General features: G+C 51.0%; 25 protein-coding genes and 1 pseudogene. 1 reads left to right on the top strand and 25 read right to left on the bottom strand.

Translation table 11 applies throughout. The features are described from left to right. Positions 1–49 precede the first annotated feature (49 nt). Positions 50–631 carry a hypothetical protein gene (locus tag AC3WJN_RS20200; RefSeq protein WP_007781952.1) on the bottom strand — a complete coding sequence of 194 codons (582 nt, stop codon included), beginning with the start codon at positions 629–631 and terminating at the stop codon, positions 50–52. 96 nt (positions 632–727) lie between these two features. After that, the gene (locus AC3WJN_RS20205) at positions 728–1,096 is read right to left on the bottom strand and encodes a YhjD family protein (protein ID WP_035317126.1); all 369 of its coding nucleotides are present in this window, start codon (positions 1,094–1,096) and stop codon (positions 728–730) included. 121 nt (positions 1,097–1,217) lie between these two features. Between AC3WJN_RS20205 and AC3WJN_RS20210 the strand changes: the two genes are divergently transcribed. Further along, positions 1,218–1,421 carry a hypothetical protein gene (locus AC3WJN_RS20210; RefSeq protein WP_007781947.1) on the top strand — a complete coding sequence of 68 codons (204 nt, stop codon included), beginning with the start codon at positions 1,218–1,220 and terminating at the stop codon, positions 1,419–1,421. Between the two features lie 40 nt (positions 1,422–1,461). On the opposite strand, the gene AC3WJN_RS20215 is transcribed toward AC3WJN_RS20210, so the two are convergent. The 23 genes and pseudogenes from AC3WJN_RS20215 to AC3WJN_RS20325 form a co-directional block, all read right to left on the bottom strand. Then, the gene (locus AC3WJN_RS20215) at positions 1,462–2,151 is read right to left on the bottom strand and encodes a glycoside hydrolase family 73 protein (protein ID WP_007781944.1); all 690 of its coding nucleotides are present in this window, start codon (positions 2,149–2,151) and stop codon (positions 1,462–1,464) included. A gap of 6 nt (positions 2,152–2,157) precedes the next feature. Continuing rightward, a complete protein-coding gene (locus AC3WJN_RS20220) occupies positions 2,158–2,439 on the bottom strand; it encodes a phage holin family protein (RefSeq protein WP_007781939.1) in 282 nt (93 codons plus the stop codon). Further along, entirely contained in the window at positions 2,436–2,753 is a 318-nt protein-coding gene (locus AC3WJN_RS20225) for a hypothetical protein (protein WP_007781937.1), read from the bottom strand. Before AC3WJN_RS20225 ends, AC3WJN_RS20220 begins: the two co-directional genes overlap by 4 nt. A 64-nt stretch (positions 2,754–2,817) precedes the next feature. After that, the gene (locus AC3WJN_RS20230) at positions 2,818–4,005 is read right to left on the bottom strand and encodes a hypothetical protein (RefSeq protein ID WP_007781934.1); all 1,188 of its coding nucleotides are present in this window, start codon (positions 4,003–4,005) and stop codon (positions 2,818–2,820) included. A 10-nt stretch (positions 4,006–4,015) separates the two neighbouring features. After that, positions 4,016–5,593: a phage tail protein gene (locus AC3WJN_RS20235; RefSeq protein ID WP_007781932.1), complete on the bottom strand. Its 1,578-nt coding sequence runs from the start codon at positions 5,591–5,593 to the stop codon at positions 4,016–4,018. A 12-nt stretch (positions 5,594–5,605) separates the two neighbouring features. Beyond that, positions 5,606–6,340 (bottom strand): distal tail protein Dit, encoded by a 735-nt coding sequence (locus tag AC3WJN_RS20240; RefSeq protein ID WP_007781928.1) that lies wholly within the window; start codon positions 6,338–6,340, stop codon positions 5,606–5,608. Next, positions 6,340–9,087, bottom strand: coding sequence for a phage tail tape measure protein (locus AC3WJN_RS20245; protein ID WP_007781925.1), 2,748 nt, complete (start codon positions 9,085–9,087; stop codon positions 6,340–6,342). The genes AC3WJN_RS20240 and AC3WJN_RS20245 overlap by 1 nt, the downstream gene beginning before the upstream one ends. 220 nt (positions 9,088–9,307) lie before the next feature. After that, a complete protein-coding gene (locus AC3WJN_RS20250) occupies positions 9,308–9,643 on the bottom strand; it encodes a hypothetical protein (protein WP_007781920.1) in 336 nt (111 codons plus the stop codon). Positions 9,644–9,646: 3 nt separating this feature from the next. Next, entirely contained in the window at positions 9,647–10,225 is a 579-nt protein-coding gene (locus tag AC3WJN_RS20255) for a major tail protein (protein WP_007781918.1), read from the bottom strand. Next, positions 10,225–10,536 (bottom strand): hypothetical protein, encoded by a 312-nt coding sequence (locus AC3WJN_RS20260; protein ID WP_007781915.1) that lies wholly within the window; start codon positions 10,534–10,536, stop codon positions 10,225–10,227. The genes AC3WJN_RS20255 and AC3WJN_RS20260 overlap by 1 nt, the downstream gene beginning before the upstream one ends. Further along, complete coding sequence (locus AC3WJN_RS20265; protein WP_007781912.1) at positions 10,533–10,889, bottom strand: HK97 gp10 family phage protein; 357 nt, start codon at positions 10,887–10,889, stop codon at positions 10,533–10,535. The genes AC3WJN_RS20260 and AC3WJN_RS20265 overlap by 4 nt, the downstream gene beginning before the upstream one ends. Further along, complete coding sequence (locus AC3WJN_RS20270) at positions 10,882–11,187, bottom strand: phage head closure protein (protein ID WP_007781910.1); 306 nt, start codon at positions 11,185–11,187, stop codon at positions 10,882–10,884. The genes AC3WJN_RS20265 and AC3WJN_RS20270 overlap by 8 nt, the downstream gene beginning before the upstream one ends. Beyond that, positions 11,184–11,462 (bottom strand): hypothetical protein, encoded by a 279-nt coding sequence (locus tag AC3WJN_RS20275; protein ID WP_035317147.1) that lies wholly within the window; start codon positions 11,460–11,462, stop codon positions 11,184–11,186. Before AC3WJN_RS20275 ends, AC3WJN_RS20270 begins: the two co-directional genes overlap by 4 nt. 5 nt (positions 11,463–11,467) lie before the next feature. Further along, positions 11,468–11,653, bottom strand: a complete 186-nt coding sequence (locus AC3WJN_RS20280) for a hypothetical protein (protein ID WP_007781903.1) — start codon at positions 11,651–11,653, stop codon at positions 11,468–11,470. Between the two features lie 3 nt (positions 11,654–11,656). Continuing rightward, the gene (locus tag AC3WJN_RS20285) at positions 11,657–12,934 is read right to left on the bottom strand and encodes a phage major capsid protein (RefSeq protein ID WP_007781900.1); all 1,278 of its coding nucleotides are present in this window, start codon (positions 12,932–12,934) and stop codon (positions 11,657–11,659) included. Continuing rightward, complete coding sequence (locus AC3WJN_RS20290; protein ID WP_007781897.1) at positions 12,900–13,508, bottom strand: HK97 family phage prohead protease; 609 nt, start codon at positions 13,506–13,508, stop codon at positions 12,900–12,902. The genes AC3WJN_RS20285 and AC3WJN_RS20290 overlap by 35 nt, the downstream gene beginning before the upstream one ends. Then, positions 13,505–14,731 (bottom strand): phage portal protein, encoded by a 1,227-nt coding sequence (locus AC3WJN_RS20295; RefSeq protein ID WP_007781892.1) that lies wholly within the window; start codon positions 14,729–14,731, stop codon positions 13,505–13,507. The genes AC3WJN_RS20290 and AC3WJN_RS20295 overlap by 4 nt, the downstream gene beginning before the upstream one ends. Further along, positions 14,728–16,458, bottom strand: a complete 1,731-nt coding sequence (locus tag AC3WJN_RS20300) for a terminase large subunit (protein ID WP_007781889.1) — start codon at positions 16,456–16,458, stop codon at positions 14,728–14,730. Before AC3WJN_RS20300 ends, AC3WJN_RS20295 begins: the two co-directional genes overlap by 4 nt. After that, positions 16,451–16,798 (bottom strand): P27 family phage terminase small subunit, encoded by a 348-nt coding sequence (locus AC3WJN_RS20305; protein ID WP_007781885.1) that lies wholly within the window; start codon positions 16,796–16,798, stop codon positions 16,451–16,453. The genes AC3WJN_RS20300 and AC3WJN_RS20305 overlap by 8 nt, the downstream gene beginning before the upstream one ends. 38 nt (positions 16,799–16,836) lie before the next feature. Next, positions 16,837–17,172 (bottom strand): HNH endonuclease, encoded by a 336-nt coding sequence (locus tag AC3WJN_RS20310; RefSeq protein WP_007781881.1) that lies wholly within the window; start codon positions 17,170–17,172, stop codon positions 16,837–16,839. Positions 17,173–17,310: 138 nt separating this feature from the next. Continuing rightward, entirely contained in the window at positions 17,311–17,736 is a 426-nt protein-coding gene (locus AC3WJN_RS20315) for a DUF722 domain-containing protein (RefSeq protein ID WP_007781878.1), read from the bottom strand. Continuing rightward, positions 17,733–19,122, bottom strand: a pseudogene (locus AC3WJN_RS20320) (SNF2-related protein). The gene AC3WJN_RS20315 and the pseudogene AC3WJN_RS20320 overlap by 4 nt, the downstream one beginning before the upstream one ends. Beyond that, entirely contained in the window at positions 19,119–19,400 is a 282-nt protein-coding gene (locus AC3WJN_RS20325) for a VRR-NUC domain-containing protein (RefSeq protein ID WP_007781869.1), read from the bottom strand. The pseudogene AC3WJN_RS20320 and the gene AC3WJN_RS20325 overlap by 4 nt, the downstream one beginning before the upstream one ends. Positions 19,401–19,551 lie beyond the last annotated feature (151 nt).

Raw genomic sequence — 19,551 nt, forward strand, 5'->3', positions numbered from 1 at the left:
CCCCCCATCCACGTCAGAAGCTATCGCGGCTCCCCCTTCGACCAGTGCATTACGGTGTTTTAACGAATTTCTCTATGTACTTTTCCCGTTCCTCTTTCGTAAAATACTTATTTACGATCTCATTGCGCCACTTGTCATTTGATTTATCTTCGTGGATTTCGGCTAGATTCACATTGAAATAAGTCTCTACAGTTGTTCGATCAACCTCGATGGAATACTTCTTCCCGTGGTTCAACTCCATTTTCACTTTTTGAAGATCAGGGAACTCCCTTAATAGCCGGATCGGTTCTTCCATCAATACTTTATTGATGGCGTCTCCAGATGCCCAGTAGTCCTTCACATCTGCTTCTTTTAGTTTCGTTTCCGGCTTTACTTTTTTTAAGGTAGCGTAATCTGCGTATGTAATTACTGCCTCACTTTGGTTTACAATTTCTGCCTCAGTAATAAATGGCCCACCCTTTAAGTTCGGAACATACTCCTTAAATCTGCTTACTTCTTCTGCCGACATAGCTTTCAGATCGGACGAGGAAGTAGCCGCTTGAGTTGCTGATGGAGCATTACTTTCTACTGAAGTGCCACAACCACTTAATAGGATACCTAACGACAATACAAGAAATGCTGTTTTTCTCACTGGTAAAATCCCCCTATTTTATACATTTCACTCCCACGATAATCCATAATCTTACATATAGCAAGGATTATCACAAAACTTCAATTAAAAATCCACTCAATCGAGAGACATTTTCTCTCTGCGACTGAAAATCTTCTCAATGAACTCCTGTACTCTTTTTTGTACCTGGATACGAACAGCATTTTCATGAAGACGAAGTAGGTGCGTCTCACCACGATATGACCAAACAACAAAGTACTCCCTCTGATCGTAAAACTCCTTTAAGAGCCTGATGCCAGTAATCTTCAATTCTTTGGCAGACGCTCTCTCCGCCGCATACGCAGTGCTGCCGATAAGACGAATACTTTCCGTTAGTGCAAATGGAAGCCTTAATGGCGCGTCTTTCGAACAATCCAGATCCTTTTTCAGAAAATCCACAGTCTTATGTAGGATGAACCAGTTATGCATTCGTTCTTTTGGATCCACGACCATCACCACTCAAGAACATTTGTTCTTATTTTATATTCACAAATTTGCGGTATGCAAATACTAATTCTTTCCATAGTTTTTAGATGGTACACTATGGAAAAAGGGAAGGTGACCGTCAGTGAAATTTGGGATCAGGAAACCAAGTCTCAAAAAGAAAATTGCAGCCAGGGCGAGTTTAAAACGTCAGATCGTTCACCGCGCTGGCCTGAAAATGCCCCGCGGCTGGGGATGGCTCCGCGATCCGAAAAAATATGCTTACAACAAGGTCTATCAGCGCACTACGTTTGATATTTTTGCCTTGTTTAAAAAACTGTTCAAATAAAAAAAGGACCCTCCCCGGATCGCTCCGAAGGAGGGCCTCGCTATGATTGTGACACCTTGTTTGTCGCACGATCCACCAGTGCAAATACCAGCCAAGGCAGCTCGTTCAGTACGCCTGCCGGATCGTCCGTCAGCCGCTGCTTCCAGCCATCAGGGTTATTCAGTAGTCCTTTTGCAGCCAAATTGTCGATCGACTTCAAACCTGCATCGCGCTCCCAGTCCTCCAGCTTCAAAGCTGGTACTTCTTTATCCACAGAGTTGTCAGTCTTATCCACATCGTACTTGGCAAGACCATACCGCTCGATCAGTCCGATCAGCTTTTGCGGATACGCCGGATCGGTCGCGTACCCGCCTTTCCAGATTGCGTGGCAGGCTGTCTTGTAGTCTGCGCCCAGCACGCCATGATAGCGCGTAGGCTTGTCCTTTGTGCCTTTGAGGATCAGAGCCGAGTGGTCCGCGATGGACTCGGCCCAACTATTGTATTTGCGAAAATTGGCGTTTACTTTGATGGGTTTACCCTTTACGTACTCTGTTGTCGGCATGGAGACGCTACCGGCTGGCCCTGTGCCCTTTATGCCAAACAGGTTGTTTGCTCGCTGCGTTAGTCCGCTTTTTCCCCAGTTGCTCTCCAAGATGGCCTGAGCGATGGTCAACGAGGCTGGCACGCGTGTTTTCTTCATGTCGACCACGGCAGCAGGGGCAATCTTTGCGATAAACTCTTGCTGAGTCATGCCTATTCACCCTCCCTTTCTCTCAGTCGTCTGCTTCCATAGCTGATGGGTCAGGCTCGCCACGCCCGCAGCCAAGATGCCTTGCACCACGCTCTCGACCGTGACCGCCTGCAAGATGCCGCATGCCAGCACAATGCCCATCAACGTGAGCAGCCACGGAATGCTCCAGTCCTGTACACGCGGCGTCCGCTTGAGAAAGTAACCCAGCACAAGCAGAACGACGACCACGATAAGCGCCTTGTCTGCCATATACTGTTGTGCCAATGCCAACAATTCAGTTTGATTCATTTCGCAACACCGCCTTTAATCAAGTTCCAGATGAGCGCAGCTGCACCAAGCAGCGTGCCGACAATCCACTTCTTGTCATCTTTGTTTTGCCGCTTATCTTCGTCAAACTTCTTTTCTAGTTCATCCAACTGTTCGCTCAGCTCATCCAGCCGCTTATGTGCTGCCTTCGTGCTTTGCAAAGCTTCGGTTGCTCTCTTGTCAGTTTCATCCCACTTACCCGCCATGTTGGTGAGCTGCTTGATCTCCGTCTCGATCTTACCGATGGCGACCAAAATCTCGGTAATCCCCTTCTGCAACTCTTTGATTTCGTCCACGTTTCTTCTGCCTCCCCCTCGCACATTCAGCAATAAAAATAGCCCCGTTTGGAACGGAGCTGATTCAAACAAATAACGGCGGCAGCATAAAGTCATACGTAATTTTCATCGTTACATTAGACGTCTTGGTAACAGGAGACTCAAGCAGCGCGCGCGACCCAATGCAAGTTTTAGGGAATCGGTAACCTCCAACTACTACAAACGAATCGTCTAAAACGCCTAGTATGGTATTGCCAGAGTCCACCCCATTGTATGATATATTTGAATTATAAAGATTTTCATCTATCGCTTGAGTATTACAAAAAAGCACACCGTCTTCGTAGAATAACGCGCCATAATTGTATCCGTACCCGAAACCAAGCTCTACATCTTTTAGTACTTCAAAATTTCGATTAAAATAGCTAAGCGTGATTGGGCTGGAGATGCCTGAACTGCTACTACTCACAGCAAATTGCTGCTTATCCGGCAAATAAGCGATGCCCGCTACTCGCCTACTGCCCGGAAGTTTTTCCAAAACAAGTTCCATTTGAAGTGGATTCTCTAAGTTCGCTTTTTGGATGGCCTTTGTATTCAAAACACGAGTGTAATAAATAGTATCCTGTACTATCTCGAAGTCGTAGATATTATAGTCGTTCAGATCATAAGATTGTAGTAAGCTCCAGTTGCTACTATAGATTTCTAATGTAGACGGTGATTTTAAGACATAGTATCTGTTGTTATGCTTCTTAACACTTTTTACATCTTTTAAAAATGGTCGATAAAAGTATGATGTTTTTTGAACACTTGCTCCGAATGGGTGAAAATAGATACTGGAGAAAGTTCCGTTAGCGGCATGTGTCGGAAAATCGCAAACAATGTGCACCTGCTCTGGAGTTGTGAAGCTTTCGGCAGCGTTGTATGAACCACGCAGTACATCAGAACCCGAGTAAGTGCCAGTAGTATAGGCGTAACCAATTACCTTACCTTTTCTGACCCATTCTGTATTCGGGCTTTCTGGATGATCGGCTGTAGTCAAAGTCAAAGTCTCGAAATGATCCCTGAACGCGCTTGATACATAACCTCCTGTCGTAACCCTATCAGCAGTAAACACGTCGCGCATTTTCGCTTTAAAAACATACTCACGGACACCTTTCGCAATAAAGTTGCGCGTATTCAACTCTTCGATCTTCTTCTGTGTCAGGGCATCAAAAAACTCTATCTTAATCAGACCTTTGGGCGCCTCAAAATCTGGAAGCAGTAATATATCCTCCATGTATATCACCTCATGACTTAAAATCGATCTTGAGTGTCTCAGTTACAATGAGGCTGACAAACGATACATTCTCAGAGTAGCTGGTTGGAATTGGTACTTTTAACTCAGTGAACTTATACTCAGGTACTCCCATTGGTGTAAACGCCACTTCCTCGACGATGTCTGCTTTCGGCAACGTTGCGGACATGCCTCCAAACAGGTTTTCGCCTTTGATAAACAGCGAAGCCTCGTCGATGGCGATTGTAAACGTACCTGCATCCACCTTGACGTAAAGATTCAGAAAGCCCGAACCCTCGGGTATTTGCGCCAAAAGCAGCGGTACCCCGATTGTGGCAAACCCATTAACTGCCTGTTTTATCTCCGGCCCGATGCGCGCGCCGTTAAATGTCAAGTATGCCCGCAGCACCGTACTTGTTGACGCTTGTCCGATCAGCAACAACCCCGCTTGCAGGTTTGTGCTGACGTATGCGGTCAGGGAGAGCTGCAGGAGGTTTTGATACGACGAGTTGAGCGTGGCGGCGGTTTGGTTTTTTACCAGTACCATCTGCTCTCCGCCGGAAACAGACGTACTTCCGCTGTCTTGTGAGCTGTCAGATAAGCCTGGAATCAGATAGTTCAGCTCGATCTCGTTGTCCCATTCGTGGCCAGGGTACTGCTTGAGTTTTACAACGCGCACTTTTAGCTTGATGCCCAGCTCCTCGTCGATCACAGTGGCATAGTCGCCGATGTCCAACTTACCAGCGTTGAGGTCTGCAACTTTTGTTTCGTAAGCGATCTGCGGGCGTGACAACTTTCGCAGTTCTTCCTGCCCGGCACGCATCAACGTCCCGGCATAGATAAAGCGTTCGTCTTTCCACACATACTCCTTGCGAAACTTTCTCCGCGCCTCGTCGATGGTAATGCCTTGCTCGGTGTACCAGCTATAATCTTCAAGGTATTCCCGGCCAGCGTTGACGCTCGCGATTGTCAGTCCGCCACGCCCTTGGGGATAAATAACGGTGGCCACTGGCAGCGTAACTGTCCGTTTGATCGCTTTGATGTTTTTGCGGTATCTAAAAGTAAAGTCCGTGTCGCTGCCAACCGCTGTTACATAGCTGACGCGCCGGTTGATTGTGTCAAATTCGACCTCATAGCCAGTCACTCGGGCAAACTCCCGGACGAGCCACAAAGCTGTCTGGTTCTCTTCGCTCATCGCGTGAAGCAGCCCGTCGTTTGTCTCGACCGTTCCGACTGTCCAGCCCGTGCCGTTGAGTATCCGTTCCAGTCCTGCCTGTGTGGCCAAGTTTTGAAACTCCAGCTTTTTAACCGTTTTATTGTTTAGCTCGATAAAGGCCGACGAGCATTCAACCAGTGTCGCCTTCCCGTCCGCTTGCCGCACGCTCTCGACTTTCGTCACAATGTATCGTTTGTTGCGATACATCACCTCTTGCTCTGTCTGCAACGATACCAGGGCAGGGACGGAAAACGTCAGGATGTCCACATCATGCAGTACCCTGTCGATCTCGATATTGTATGCCTCTTTTAAAAAGCCCTTCGAGCTACCGTCAAGCCCGTACAGCCTGATATAGTCTCCAATATTCCGCACCATACCGTCCCCTTCCTACAAGTATCGTCGCCTCCATTCCGTCCGGATCGTCCCCGCTCCCTGCATCGCGACGTCGATCTGGTTCGTCCCAGCGAATAGCGTTGGAAATACGCCCTCTGTGTATGCAGATTTGTCCGTTTTTACGCCTCCCGCTTGTGTGTAAACCTCCACGTTTTCGGTGTCGATCACCAGCGTTGCGCCAGCGGCAACGTCGCCTTTGAACGTCAGTACATTACCGGACTGCGTCAGTTTGAGCTCAGTCATCTTGCTAATGACAGTGACACGGAAGACGGGCAAAGCGTCATACGTGCCTTTGTTATTGACCACAATAGGCTCGTTGTTGTTTGTTGTAACGCTCTCAAGCTCCACCGCCTGCAGGAGCGGCTCAGCGGTAAACGTGATGGACAAAACGCTGTGGTGCATCTTGCTATCGACTTCGACCACATCGGATATTTTGGCCAGATAAAACACGTCCGGCGCATCGTCAAAAATGAGTCGCTTTTTGTCTTTGCGGTACAGCCAACTTGCGACACGCCGCAGTGCGTCAATCTTGTCCTGCCGGTCGTGCCTAACGACGAGCTGCAGCGTGATCTTTTTATCCTCAAACCCCTGTGTAAACACCAGGGTGTTGTCCCGACCGGGAATATACTCATAGTAATCGCGCTGCTGGGCAAGCAGCGGCTTTTTGACGTTTGCCGCGAATGCGCGGAATGCTGATGAGTGTGTGCCATCAAACGTAAACCCGTACATTACCGCTGCCCCCTTGCCGTCCGCGATCTTGTCATTAAGCTGTACAGCTCGCGTGAAATTTTTTGGATGTCTTGGTCGTCGCGTACGATCATCTGCTGTATCGTGATGCCGCCATAGCCGGGCATCTGCTTCGCGATCGCTTCGGCAAATGGCCGCATATGTTCACCGCTTAATGGTACAACCGCCTCTTTGCCTGCTTCGCCGACGCCGATCACGCTGGGTCCGGTAAAAATACCGCCTGTTTTGTACCAATTGATGTCAAAAGTTGGGATGCTGATTTTGGCGTCGCCAACACCAAATTCTTTCCAGTCAACGTCGATATGCGGAAGTTTGGGTTTTGGAATGCTGATGATGAGTTTAGCAAAAGCATTTTTGATCGTGTCGATAATCCCAAACAGTGTCTGTTTCGCGCTCTCAATAGGCGAGACAATTGCGTTTCTGACGCCATCCCAGACCGATTGAGTAACGCTTTTGATCGCTTCCCATGCACCTGAAATGCTGCCTTTGATCGACCCAACAACGGTGGAAATCGTATTTTTGATCGAGTCCCAAATACTGCTGATCGTCCCTTTAATCCCATTCCACAGCGAGGCTGTGGTGTTTTTTATTGCGTCCCAAGTGCTCGAAACGGTAGATTTTATCGTATTGCCAACACTTGTTACTATATTTTTGATAGCGTCCCAGTTATCTATAATTAACTTGACAAGTAAACCGACCGGGCCTGCGATGACGGCGAGAATCGTCTGCCAGTTTTCTCTCAAAAAAGTAGCGATTGCTGTACCTGCTGCCTGAAAGACCGATACAATCCCGTCCCATAGACCTGCAAAAAACTCCTTGATTGGCTCCCAGTTGCTTATTACCAAAGCGGCAATGGCGACGATCGCTGTAATGGCTGCAATTGCTATTCCGATCGGTGCGGCTACAGCGGCAAAGCCTACTCCCGCTGTAGCCATCACTCCGGTCACAGCCGTAAAGATTGGGGCAAGGGCCATAGCCGCACCAACCAAGATACCGAGCACGGTCACGATTGCGGTGATCGTCGCGGCCAATCCAGGATTGGCCGACACCCAGGTCGCGATCGATGACACGACAGAGGCAATCACGCCGAGTAACGGCTCAACTGCCGTTTTCAAATCCGCCATTGCCTTTTGCATCTGGACTGTTGGAGAGGCGTCGATCTTTGAAATCGTATCGTTAAGCTGCTCTTGGTTTTGCTTGGTTTTATCTGTCGCGTCCGATAGACCCGAGAGGATAGATGTTAAGTTGGTTCCCTGATCCTCCCACATTGTCCCGAAAACCTGGGTGGCAATCGCGTTTTGTAGCGTCTTGTCCTGGATACCGGTAAGCCAGTTCGCCATCTCACCCATGGCTTTTGCTCCAGCTTCGCCACCTTGTGCAACCGCTTGCCCCCACTTCTGCATTTGCTGTACGGAGACGTTTGTTCCCTGTAGCAAGTCAGCAAGAGCTTTGGGAACCTCCTGACCAAACTCCGCCATGCGGATTCGCGCTTCCTTGATACCGTCATTGAGGTTGTCCACATTCCAGCTTTTTACTTCGATGCCTTTTTCAAAAATTGCCTGAATCTCTTTTGCCGAGAAACCCGCATTTTTCATCTGCATACCGTATTCGGCGATTGTGTCCAACTGCTCAGGCGGGAAGCCCGCTTTTAGTAAGCTGTTGATGAGCGCTAGCGCATCTTGGTTGCTGATTTTCAAGCCTGCAGCCACTTCGTTTGTTTCCTGCACAAGCTCCGTGAAATCAATACCAGAATAGGCTTGGGTGATCGCGGCTGCGCCTTTTACAATCTCGGCGTTTGCCTGGTCACTTGCCTCTTTATTCAGCGCCCACTGCCTGCGCGTGCCTTCGAGAGCCGCTTCTGCATCCACCCCATAGGCTTGTATCTGGTTTACGGCATCTTTAATCGACGCTTTGGATTCTTCCGGGACGTTAAAGGACACGTCAATCTTTGTGTTGAGCTGTGAGCGATCCAGCGCGATTTCCATGGCCCCGGCTAATCCTCCACCAGCTACTAATGCCCCTGCTATGTTCTCCAGGCCCGCGCCCAGGTCTGATATAGACTGTTCAGCTTTTTTCGCTTCCTTGGCCAATTCGTCCAGGTCTTTCTTTACCTTGTCCAGCGAGCCGCCTTTATCAATGTTCGACAGCGCTTGCTTGAGCTTGTCCAGGTCCACATTTGCGCCAAGGGCTTCCTGCCCGATTTTATCAATCGCTTCTTCAAGCTGCTTGGACGACGCGGTTCCGCTTTTAATCGCATTCGTCAGCTTATCACCAAGCGCCCCCGCAAAATCGTCCACACTCTTGCCAGTCGCGGAGAAGAGGGCTTCGAGCTGCTTGGTTGATCGAGATACCTGTTCTTGTTCCGCTTGCAAGCCTGCAAGCTTGTTCGTCATAGCATCCAGCGATCCCTGCGTAAACTCGATCTCGCGGCGAAAGGCCCGATATTGTTCCTCACTAATCGTGCCTTGCTTAAACTGTTCCTCGACTTGCTCCTGAGCGTCTTTCAAACGGCCCAGCTTTTCCGTCGTGTTTTCCACTTGCTCCGCCAGCAGCTTCTGCTTTTGGGCCAAGGCTTCCGCGTTGCCTGGATTGAATTTGAGTAGGCGTTCAACCTCGCGCAGCTCTTTTTGCAACGACGTGCTTTTTTTATTTACGTCAGCCAGCGCGTTTTGCAGCCCGACTGTGTTTCCGCCGATTTCTATCGTGATTCCCTTGATATTTCCCGCCATACTCTTTCTCCCTCCCTTCAAAACGCGTCAAAGTCGGCTTGACTGGCTTCTCGTACTCGCTCACCTGGGGGCTTCTGTAACTCGATATACTCATCGAGGTAGTCCAGACACATGCCAATCGTCATTTCGTCCAAGTCGGGTCGAGATAATCCGGCTCGATAGCACAAAACAAGGAACGCCTCTGTGGTAATGACATCACCACTTGGCGTTCCTTGCTCATCTACTTTTTTTTCGTTTGTAATGTGGCCAGAATCATATCTTGCAATTCCGGAATGATTTCCATGATTGGGAACTCGCCGAATTGATCCAACCAGGTGAGCGGGTCGGGGATAGATTGATCCGCTGTTTTCGCAAGCGTCCAAGCGATATTGTAAAACACCTCAAAATCTATCGCTTGCAAAGTAGCGGCATTCTCCATGTCTAGATTGCCCAGCGCGTTTAGCTGCAGGATCTCGGCAAAAAAGTCTTTGCCAAACTGCGCTTTGTACCGCAGTGGAGTCCCGCCAGTCGACTTGAACCGTACCTGTTTGCCGTCGATCGTCAGTGTTTTTTCCATACATTACCCTCCTTGCTCCACGGCCTTTTCGTACACTGCCGTGTACCACGCCTCGTATTTTGCTTGCTCCAATCCGGCCGTGTCTGCCTTGATAAGCATGTCCGCCGGACGTGGACGAGCGGAAAACGTCAACTGGGAAGTTTTCGGCTCTTTCGTGTTCGTCCGCGTGGAGCCCGCGACTGTCGGCCGTGCCGCCGTGCAGTTGTAGAGAACGTGGCGCTTTGCTTTTTTGTCGCCATCGAACTCAAACAACAGCGCGAATTTCTTGCCTTTCTGGTCGGCGCTCTCGAAAAGCACGCCGTCAACAAGCTGCTCGCCGAGTACATCGATCCTGAACTCGTCCGTGAGGTTCGCAACCTCCAGTTCGCCGTCATACCCGTTATTCGTTTCTTCTACGTGATACGCGATGTCATCCGCGTAAAACTCCACTTTCTCACCTACCGGGGACAGCGAGAGATTGACTGCACCTGGCAGACGCTTCGGTGTGGCATACGTGTATGTTCCATCTGCGCCTTCCGTGACCACTGCATAGTGCACGTTTCGCAGGCCGTACTTGATTTTGTTGGACTCTACTGTCGCCATTACATGCTCACCTCAAATATTTTTTGGAATAGCTTTTCAGAGTCGATAAAAATTTCTGTTGTCTCGTAAGGCAGGCCATTGCTCTGCAGGATCTCTTTGACCTTGCGTTCGGCAGCCGGGTCTTTCTTGATTGTATAAAGCTCAATCTGTACGTTCTCGATCTCCTGATAAACCTCGTTGTCGGCCATAAAGTTGGTCGAGTATGCCACGACAAAGCAGATAAAAGGTGGCTTCACCTTTGACGTAAAATGAGAATAGGTGACTGGAAAACCTGTCTTTTCAAGGGTGTTCTTCAGCTCGGCGAGTGTCATGGCTGGGCAGCCCCTTCTATACGCCTAACAAACTCGCGAACCGCTTTTTCTTCAACCTGTCGGATATGCGGCCGGGCTGCCACTCTGCCGCCGCCTGCCTTCGCGTGGCCATGCTCCAGCAAATGGGTGAGACGGTAATCCGTTTTGTTGTACACAACAATCCCCTTGTCGCCTTTTCGCCGGATCCAACCCTTGGCATAGTCGCCTGTGAGTTTCGGGCTTGTCTGCTGGAGTTCTTTCACTGCCTCTTTCGTAACCTCATCCGTTGCGATCTCAATCTCGTCGTCTAGTGCTGCCGAATACAAGCTAAGTTGCCTCGCGATCTCGGCCGATAGGTCAGCCACATTAGCCATCGCCAGTCCTCCTCTCACAAGTCAGCTCTACCTCTTCTGTGTCGGTCGCATACGTGCGCAGCACGCGGTATCGTAAGCCATTAAACTCGACCTGTTGTTCATCACTGTACTCGTAAGCGTGGATAACAAATACCGCCGTGGGTCGCAAACCAGCCACAGCGGCGTTATAAAATTCGGTGCGTCCGACCGACTTCAAGCAGCAGAGGATCGAAGTACGAGTCTCAACCGGTATTTGGTTACCGATCTCGTCCGATTCAAACTTCTGTCCAATCAGCACCAGCTCATGATCGTATGTCATGGCCGACCACCACCCGAATGGATCATCAGGTTATGGAGCCGATACTGCAAGTGGCGCGGCATCGAACCGTCGCTGTCGCGCGACTGATACCGCCAGGTTGCCAAGTCGACACAAAACATAAGATGGTTGGCGTCATCCGGGTCCAGATTAACGCCCTTCTCTTGTTGCAGTTCGCGCACCACACCAGAAACGATAGCGGCCAGGTACGTATCCCTGACTGCCACCGTAATCCCCAGCCGCGCCTTCACCAGAGCGAGAATTTGCTGTTCGTCCATAAGCATCACCTGCCGTCATTCTTTTTGGCGGACTTCCGTTCTGACTTCTTCTCGCCTTCACCGTCTGTTGGCTCTTCTGAAACGTATCCAAGCGCTTGAAGCTCTTCCGTGCGCTCGCCATCGTATTTGTCACCAGTTCGGAAAAGCTGCTTCGTAACCTTACAGCGGAAGTCCTTCAACACTTTCGTCATGGATTACACCTCCGGAGCGGGATCGGTGATCGTGACCACCGCAAACGCCGCTGGCTTCGTTGGTTTGCCGTCAAAGCGTCCTTTTCCACGGAAAGCCATTTGGTCTTCTGTGAACTTCACATGCTCACTACGGTCGATGGTGATATTTTCGCGCTCTACCAGGGTGTATTGCGAGAAGTCCCCGAAAAGCACTTGGTCAGCGTCCATAAACTGACTGAACACGACGCGGAGGCCGACCAGATCCGGCTGACGCAGGTTAGGCAGTTTGCCGACGACGTTGCCGCTGGCATCAACCTGGATGCTGAACTCAGCCAGGCGATTGTAGTACGTCTGACGGCGCATTACCGCAACAATTTCACCCACACTGTCATCGCCAGTGTCGATCAATCCAATTTGTTTGACGAGATTTTTCAGCAAGTTGGCGTCTGCCTCAATGCTAGCCCGGTTCCCTGCTGGAATCGACGGGATAATACCGGTCGGTTGCTTGTTGGCTGCCCCTGTTCCCTTCAAGATAGCCTGATCGAGCGCTTTGGCAATCGCTCGGGCAATTTTCCTGGTGACATAGGCGTCAAGATTGATGATCGAATCCTGCAGCAGGTAGTTGTCCACAAACGTCACTTTGCCGACTTTAAACCCGTCAAAGTCGATATTGGTGATCGTTCCAACGTCACCAGCAGGAAGTGCAGCGCTTTGCTCGATCCACGTTGCCGGAGTCGTGTCCGTATCAATCAGGATACGCGCCGTACCTTTAACCGGGATTTTTTCGACGAGTGGATAAAGCGTTGTAAAGTCGCCCAGGATGTCCATGATGCGATTGATGACAACGTCAGGGATCGTCAGTTCACCGCCCGAGACAGCCCGGAGAGAACGGAACTTCTCGTAGAATTCGACAACTTCACTGCGGCGGAAGTATTCGCCGGTTTTGAGCAGTTCACGTACTTGCAATCTGTTCATGCTTTCAACTCCTCTTTTTTGTTGATTGTCTGCCGCCGACCGTTGTTCGCCGCCTGGCTCCTTCGCATTCAGCTGCTCCAGCTCTCCCTCCAAAGCCTCGATCTCGCCCTGGAGCTTGGATTTCTTCTCTTCAAGTTCTCCCTTTTGAGCTTCCAGCTTCGTGACCTCTTCCTCTACTGCGGCGATTTCCTCATCCGTACTGGCTTCTGCGGCTGCAGCCTCCAGCTCTGCGCTCCGCGTCTGGATATTTTCTTCTTCGACCAACAGTTCCGCAAGGGAATTCTTGCGCTGTTCAATCTTTTTTCCCAGCAACAGTTGTCTCAGCAATTTTCTTCACCCTTTCAATGATTTTCTGCCGCTTCGTTTGCAGCAAGCGATCACGGTGCTCCTTTACTTGTTTCTGTCTAGCAGCGACTCCGGTATCCTCATAGGCCGGAAAAGTTACGACAGACACCTCATGCAGATCGACTTCGCGGATCGTCCATTTCACGGTACCGTCCTCACGCCACTCGGTGTCTTCGCGAACAATATTAAACCCGAACGAGCATTGATCCACGTCCCCGCGCTTTACGCGCTCATAGAGATTCATAGCATCGGTGTCGTTCGGGTTAATCTTGATGCGGCCCCAAAGGCCGTAATTGTCAGCGCGTAGCTCCAACGTGCCTGACTTGTTGCGACCAAGCACCAGGCGCGTCTCGTGGTTAATAAGTGCCCGGATGTCATTGCTGAACGTGTTGTCAAAAGCACCGGGCGCGATTTCCTCGAATGCCCCTGGCCAGAGCTCAGTTTCCCTGCTGAACACTGCAAAGTGCCCCTCGATTATCAGGTCGCCGCCTTCACCTTCGGCACGAGTCTTGAGCTCGGTTTTCAGGCTACGGGTCTGCCTTGTCTCCCTACTCATCCGTCATCACCTGCTTTTTCAAGTTTCTTTTGGTCACCAATCATGCCGCGTGGGATGTAGTTTTCGAGGATGACTAGCTCGTCCAAGCCGTCACGCGGAGACAGTCCGACCCAATCGCGTACCTCATTGCCGTCCATCAGACCACGAACAAACATCTCCATGCCGATCTTTGCAAGCTCGTTGAGGTCATAGGCGTACAAACTACGTGCGGACAAGCGGAAATACAGGTCCGGCGAATACAGCAATTTGCTGGTGAGTTCCTGACTGATGACGGTTGCTATGGAAGCAATGCGAGTGCGGATGAAGTTATTGACCTCGTCCTTTTTGAACTCACCGACGCCAACAAAAAATGGCGGTACGCCTAATATAGCCGCTACTGTTCGTTTGTCGATTTGAACTGACTCGTGAATCGCAATGTCTTCCAGTGTGAGAGGTTTCACTGTGTCTATCCGAATCATCCCCTCCGGGAGAATCCACGGCTTGCCGCTTTGACCGCTGCCGATGTAACGCTCGATCAGTTTGTCACGCTCTTCTTCACTTGCAAACTGCGAAGAGTCGGCATCTACCATGACGATTACGGATGGACGCCATTTGTCCCCCATAAATGCGTTTTTTGTTTTTGCCGCCTGCGCCAAATTGGCTACCACATCCTTGAGGATTAGGCGATATCCCCTACCAATCCATGGCTGTTGTGGGTCTGGATTGATTTTGAAGTGCAGCACCTCATCGTGGTTGTATATGCGCCCCTGAATCATGACTTGATATCCGGTAGCTAGGCCGACGCCATTCTGGATCGGCGGCGAGAACGTCACCATGTGCGCCGGTACCGGTATGAGCTCTTCGATCAGCCCGGCGCGAAACTCCGGGAACACAACGGCATTGCCATCGCCCTCTAGCAGAATCGTGTGGACGATGTAATATAGCCACGATTTTCGGGTCATCAGAGAATATGGCTCGATGTCCACTTTCCGCGAAAGCTCATTCTGCACGCGTTCATGGCCACCCTCAACATTACGCATCAGATGGATTGTCATATTGCTCACCATGTCTGCGATCCGGTCAACAGCCATCCTTACTTCCGGGTTTTCACTCAAGCGAATGTAACCTGTCGGTAGCGTTAGGTCATCACCTTTGAACCAGTACCCGAGCAGTGTGTTTTCGCCCCCTGATACGCTCCGATGCGCGGTCGGTTGCCTTGCTTTTTGTCGCTGCTTTTTGCTCAAACACTATCACCGCCTTTTAGCCATGCGCTTTCCACTTTGCCTTTGTCCGTATCTTCGATGAACCTGACGCATGCGAAAACAGAAGAATCAAAAAGGTCGATACGCTTGTTTTCATCGACCTTCTCGTACTGGATCATGTCGTCGGTTTTCTCGATCGCCCGAACGTTCTGAACGCAATATTCATATGCATCCGAATGTAGGTAGTACAGCTTCCCAAGCTTTGCCTTTTGCTCGATCCGTCGGAACCCCTGAGACTTACGCCAGAAGTATTGCGGCTCATCAATCAATTTGAATCCTGCTTTTTTCGCATCGCGGAAAAACTCGGCGCTGAACTTGCGGTCAAAACCGATCTGCTTAATCTTAAAGCCAAGACGACGCATCTCCACGAACCAGTTCACAATCTCAGCATGGTTGGTTACAGGCGTGTTGGTCATCGTTAACCAGCCGTCATCCATCCAGCCGAACAGTGGAATGCCATCCTCCTCCGCCTTGGTCGTCGCCGCGACGATCGGAAACCAGGCATGCGTGATAATGATCGCGATGTCCTGGTATTCACCGTACAACGCCGCCGCCGAAAGGTCGTGTAATTTTGCCAAGTCGGCTCCGCCATACCAACGGATCGGCAGCCGCGCCAGTTCTTCAAGCGTCCACTTGTAAGGGCGGTCACTCGCTCGAAACTCATGAACGTCGAAGTATGCGTGCATCGCGGCCGTGTAGATGTTGAGCGATTTCGCGAGAAAGTCTTTGCGCTGCTGCGGATCATTCTGCGCCTGGAGGGCATCGTTCAGGATGTCCTCAGGTCGGATTGTAACACCATAGTTCGGGTTCGCCTTCTCATGCTGCACCGGGTCCGTATACTCGACGTGCCCGCGCTCGTTTTCATCAGCCTTGGCAATGAAAACAAAATACGCCTCATCCCGCGCCGTGCCGTCCAGGATCTTTTTGCAATACTGTAGCCGCTGATAACAGAAGCTGCTCATGTCATCGCCGGCCGTTGTGATCCCGATCATCAACTTGTTCGTGTACGCCTTCATGGCCTCTTTAATGATGTTGTATTGCTTCGGGCGGGTGTAGGCGTGCAGTTCGTCGGCAATGGCGATGTTGCAGTTCAGCGAGTCCTGGCGATCTGGGTTGGCGGCAAGTGCCTCGATGTAAATGGATCCATCGCCCAAGTCTCCGGAAATCGAATGTTCCTGATTGTTATTCAGAATACGGAAGTTCTCTTCCTCACCCATACGCTTCAGGTTGAACAGGATGAATTCAAACGCCTGCTTGGATTGCTTCAAGGCGTGCGCCGTGATGTAGATGGTCGCGCCGGATTTGCGACTGAGCAGTGCCAACGCCCAAGCCAGCGCGGCGACAAAGCGTGTTTTTCCATTTTTTCGGGGGATAAATATAAACGCCTCTTTGTAGCGGCGTTCGTTGGTCCCTGCTTTCCAAAAACCGAGCAGGTTGTAGATGATGAATTTCTGCCAAGGCTCAAGCTTGAAAGACTTACCTCGCAATGGTGTGCCATCAAGCGCTTCCCCCTTGTCGTGGACAAAGGTTCGTTCGATGATCCCAATGACAAATTCCGGATCTTTTGTCCGGAGCTCGTATTCCGGGTTTTCCAGGTCTTTTAGGAACCGCCGGCAAGCCTGGACAATCTCTTTTCCGGCGATCTTTCTGCCCTCGACTATGCTCTTGGCGTACTCCAAAACAACGTCAAGGTTTTTCGCGTCACTCAAGAGCGCTCAGCGCTGCGGCCAGCGCAGATTGTTTTTTGGACTCGACAGTAATTCCGTCGATTGTTTTCGGGTTCAAGCACAAGCGGTCAGTGTACGCCAGTATGTCTTTCCGGAGTGATTCGAGCGCGGCGACGATCGGCGCTTTCTTCGCTCCGCCATCCGCCGTTGGAACTTCGTACTGATAACCCCCGGAAGCAAACCGTTCATACAAAATCGCGTATTGCTCTACCAGTTCAGCGTAGATCTCGATGATCCGGTCGTACTCTTTTTTGTACGTGCCCAAACTTTTCATATCACGAATGGTCGTTCGTTTTACCGACGCTTTCGTCAGTTTCGCCATCCTCGTCACCTCCCCGAAAAAAATTTCCCAGACCCGCACTATTGGAAAAGGGGGCCCTCGCCGGTCCCTAGAGGCTTCTGAACGCCTTGCTGCAAGAGGGGGGATACCCTCTCCCTCCACCATTCTCCGGCTCTCGTCAAATCACCTGATGTCCGGTCGTGCATGATGTCGTGGCAAGGATTACACAGGCTTACCAGGTTGGCGCTCACTAAAGCAAGCTCCGGGTATTGTTCAAGTGGATTAATGTGGTGGACTGTTGTAGCCGATGTTGTTTTGCCATACCGTTTGCACTCTTGGCAGAGGTAATCATCACGGCGAAGTACCTTTTCCCGTCTGTGTTTCCAACGGGCTGTTTTATAAAACGCTTGGGCCATTGCTGCTCCTCCTTTCTGTCAACAGCTTAGGAATGGTCACAACAAAAGCCACCCGAACACCGGATGGCTTGTCCTACTTGGTATGATCTTCCACGTTATTAGATTACCACATTTTGAAGTGCCAAAAGTGACATCTTGTTACACCCACCCCAACCGCTCAGCTATGGCATACACGATTCCATCTCGCCAGCGCATTGCATGGCGGCGGCTGACCCCGATTTCAAGGGCTATGCCGTCCCAGGTTAGAGTTTGTGGCTTACGCCAGTATTTCAGTTCGATGAGCTTCTTTCGATCTGCGGGTAGCCGTCCGTACACGTCATCAATCGCATTTACAACTTCACGCATTCGGTCCAACATCCGATACGTAGCCAACAGTGTACCTCGTGTAGCTGTCGGATCACCCGGCAGATTGCCTCGTCCGCCGCCCAAGTTTTCGTCATCCCCTTTGCTGCCATGTAAGATTTCATTCTCCAGCCGTATGATCTCTTTTCGCGTTTCATGATAGGCGTACAGTTCCGACTCCACATGCTGGAATGTGCCTTTTCTGATTTTGGTTATTGTCATGTCGCGGCTCCTCCCTTTACTCTCTCGATTCTTGCTTTCACTGCTTGCATCAAAGCTTCTTGACCAGCCGCTTTCCGCTCCAGTGCCATGACGGCTTCTTCGTCCATCGTGCCTTCTGCCACCAGCCGCATGACCACAATCCGCCGCGTCTGCCCTTGTCGGTGAACCCGGGCGTTCGCCTGTTGATCCTCTTCCAAGCTCCAAATCTGGTCGTACCAGACAACGGTCTGGCAGCTCGACTCCTGGAGGTTCAGCCCGTGGCCCGCGCTCTTCGGGTGAAGCAGTAGCAGGGGGGTCTCGTCGTTGTTCCAGGCCCGGATGTCCTCATTGCCGTCCTTACCCTTCCTCAGGATGCGCGCTTGCGGGAAACGCCGCTGGAGCCGCTCCAGGCTGTGCTTGAAGTTGTAGAACACCATGACGGGCTTGCCGCTCGCCGCCTCGATGATGTCCTCCAGTGCGTCCAGCTTGGCCTCGTGGATCTCCTTCACGCCGCGTTCCTCGTCATACACCGCGCCAGACGCCATTTGCAGTAGCTTGTTGCTCAAGACAGCTGCAGTGTTTGCCACAACATCCGCGTCAGCGAATGGAAGCAGAAGCTCCCTCTCCAGTTTGTTGTACAGCTCCCTTGCCTGGCGCGAGAGTTTAACCGGGATCACCCGGTCAATCCGCTCCGGCAACTCCAGCCAATCCTCGGCCTTCATGCTGACGGCGATGTCACTGATCGCCTCGTAAATCCGCGCCTCTGACTCCTTTTTCTGGCGCCATTTGTACACAACATGGCCGCTACGTTCGCCTGGCGTAAAGTACCGATCGCGGAAGCCAGTGATCGTCTTGCCCAAACGCTCGCCTTGATCCAACAGATAGATCGGTGCCCACAAGTCCATTAAGCTGTTTGGTGCTGGTGTGCCGGTCAACCCGATCACCCGTTTCATCATCGGGCGGACACGGCGGAGTGCCCGGAACCGTTTGGACTGGTGGTTCTTGAAGCTGGACAGCTCATCGATCACCACGGTGTCAAAGGGCCATTTGCTGCCGTACTCGCTCACCAACCATTCCACGTTTTCCCGGTTGATGATGTAGATGTCCGCGTCGGCTTTCAGCGCCCGCCGTCGCTCCGCTACGCTGCCCAGGACTTTGCTGATACGTAGATGCCGCAGGTGGTCCCACTTCTCGATCTCGCGGGCCCATGTGTCGTCTGCTACTCGCAACGGCGCGATCACCAGCACGCGGCCAGCATCGAAATAATCGTTCAGCAGCAGGTCAATCGCGGTCAGGGTGCTTACAGTTTTGCTAACCCAAGCCCATCTCCAACAACAGCGCTATGAAGGGCGTGTCCAGAATCCGCTGAACGGCGTACTCCTGATATTTGTGTGGGATGAACTTCATTTTGGCATCACCTCCTGAATAAACCGGTCTATCGCTTCGTCGGAATCGATTTTGTACACTTGATGGCCCATCCCTCGTAATGTCCGCGCCCACTTCTCTTGCAAAGGCTGTAGCGGTTTCCCGGGGGCTTTCATCTCGACGTAGATCGTCTGGCCGTTAGGTAGGATAACAATCCGGTCAGGCACTCCGCGATTACCGGGGCTTGTCCATTTTAGGGCCAAGCCGCCGATCGCTTTGACCTCCCGAACCAGGCGTCGTTCCAGTGCGGATTCTTTCAATGCAAAAACCTCCTTTGCCTCGTGTTCAGAAGTATCACGCGCACGCGTATATGCGAAATTTTTGGCGTTTAACTATAGTTGATATAGGGTTAATTTCTATTTTTCTTTTATTATTAAAATTACTGATACATCTGATACAACAGCCCGAAAA

The sequence above is a fragment of the Brevibacillus sp. FW306-2-1A-C05A genome (genome assembly GCF_058781555.1).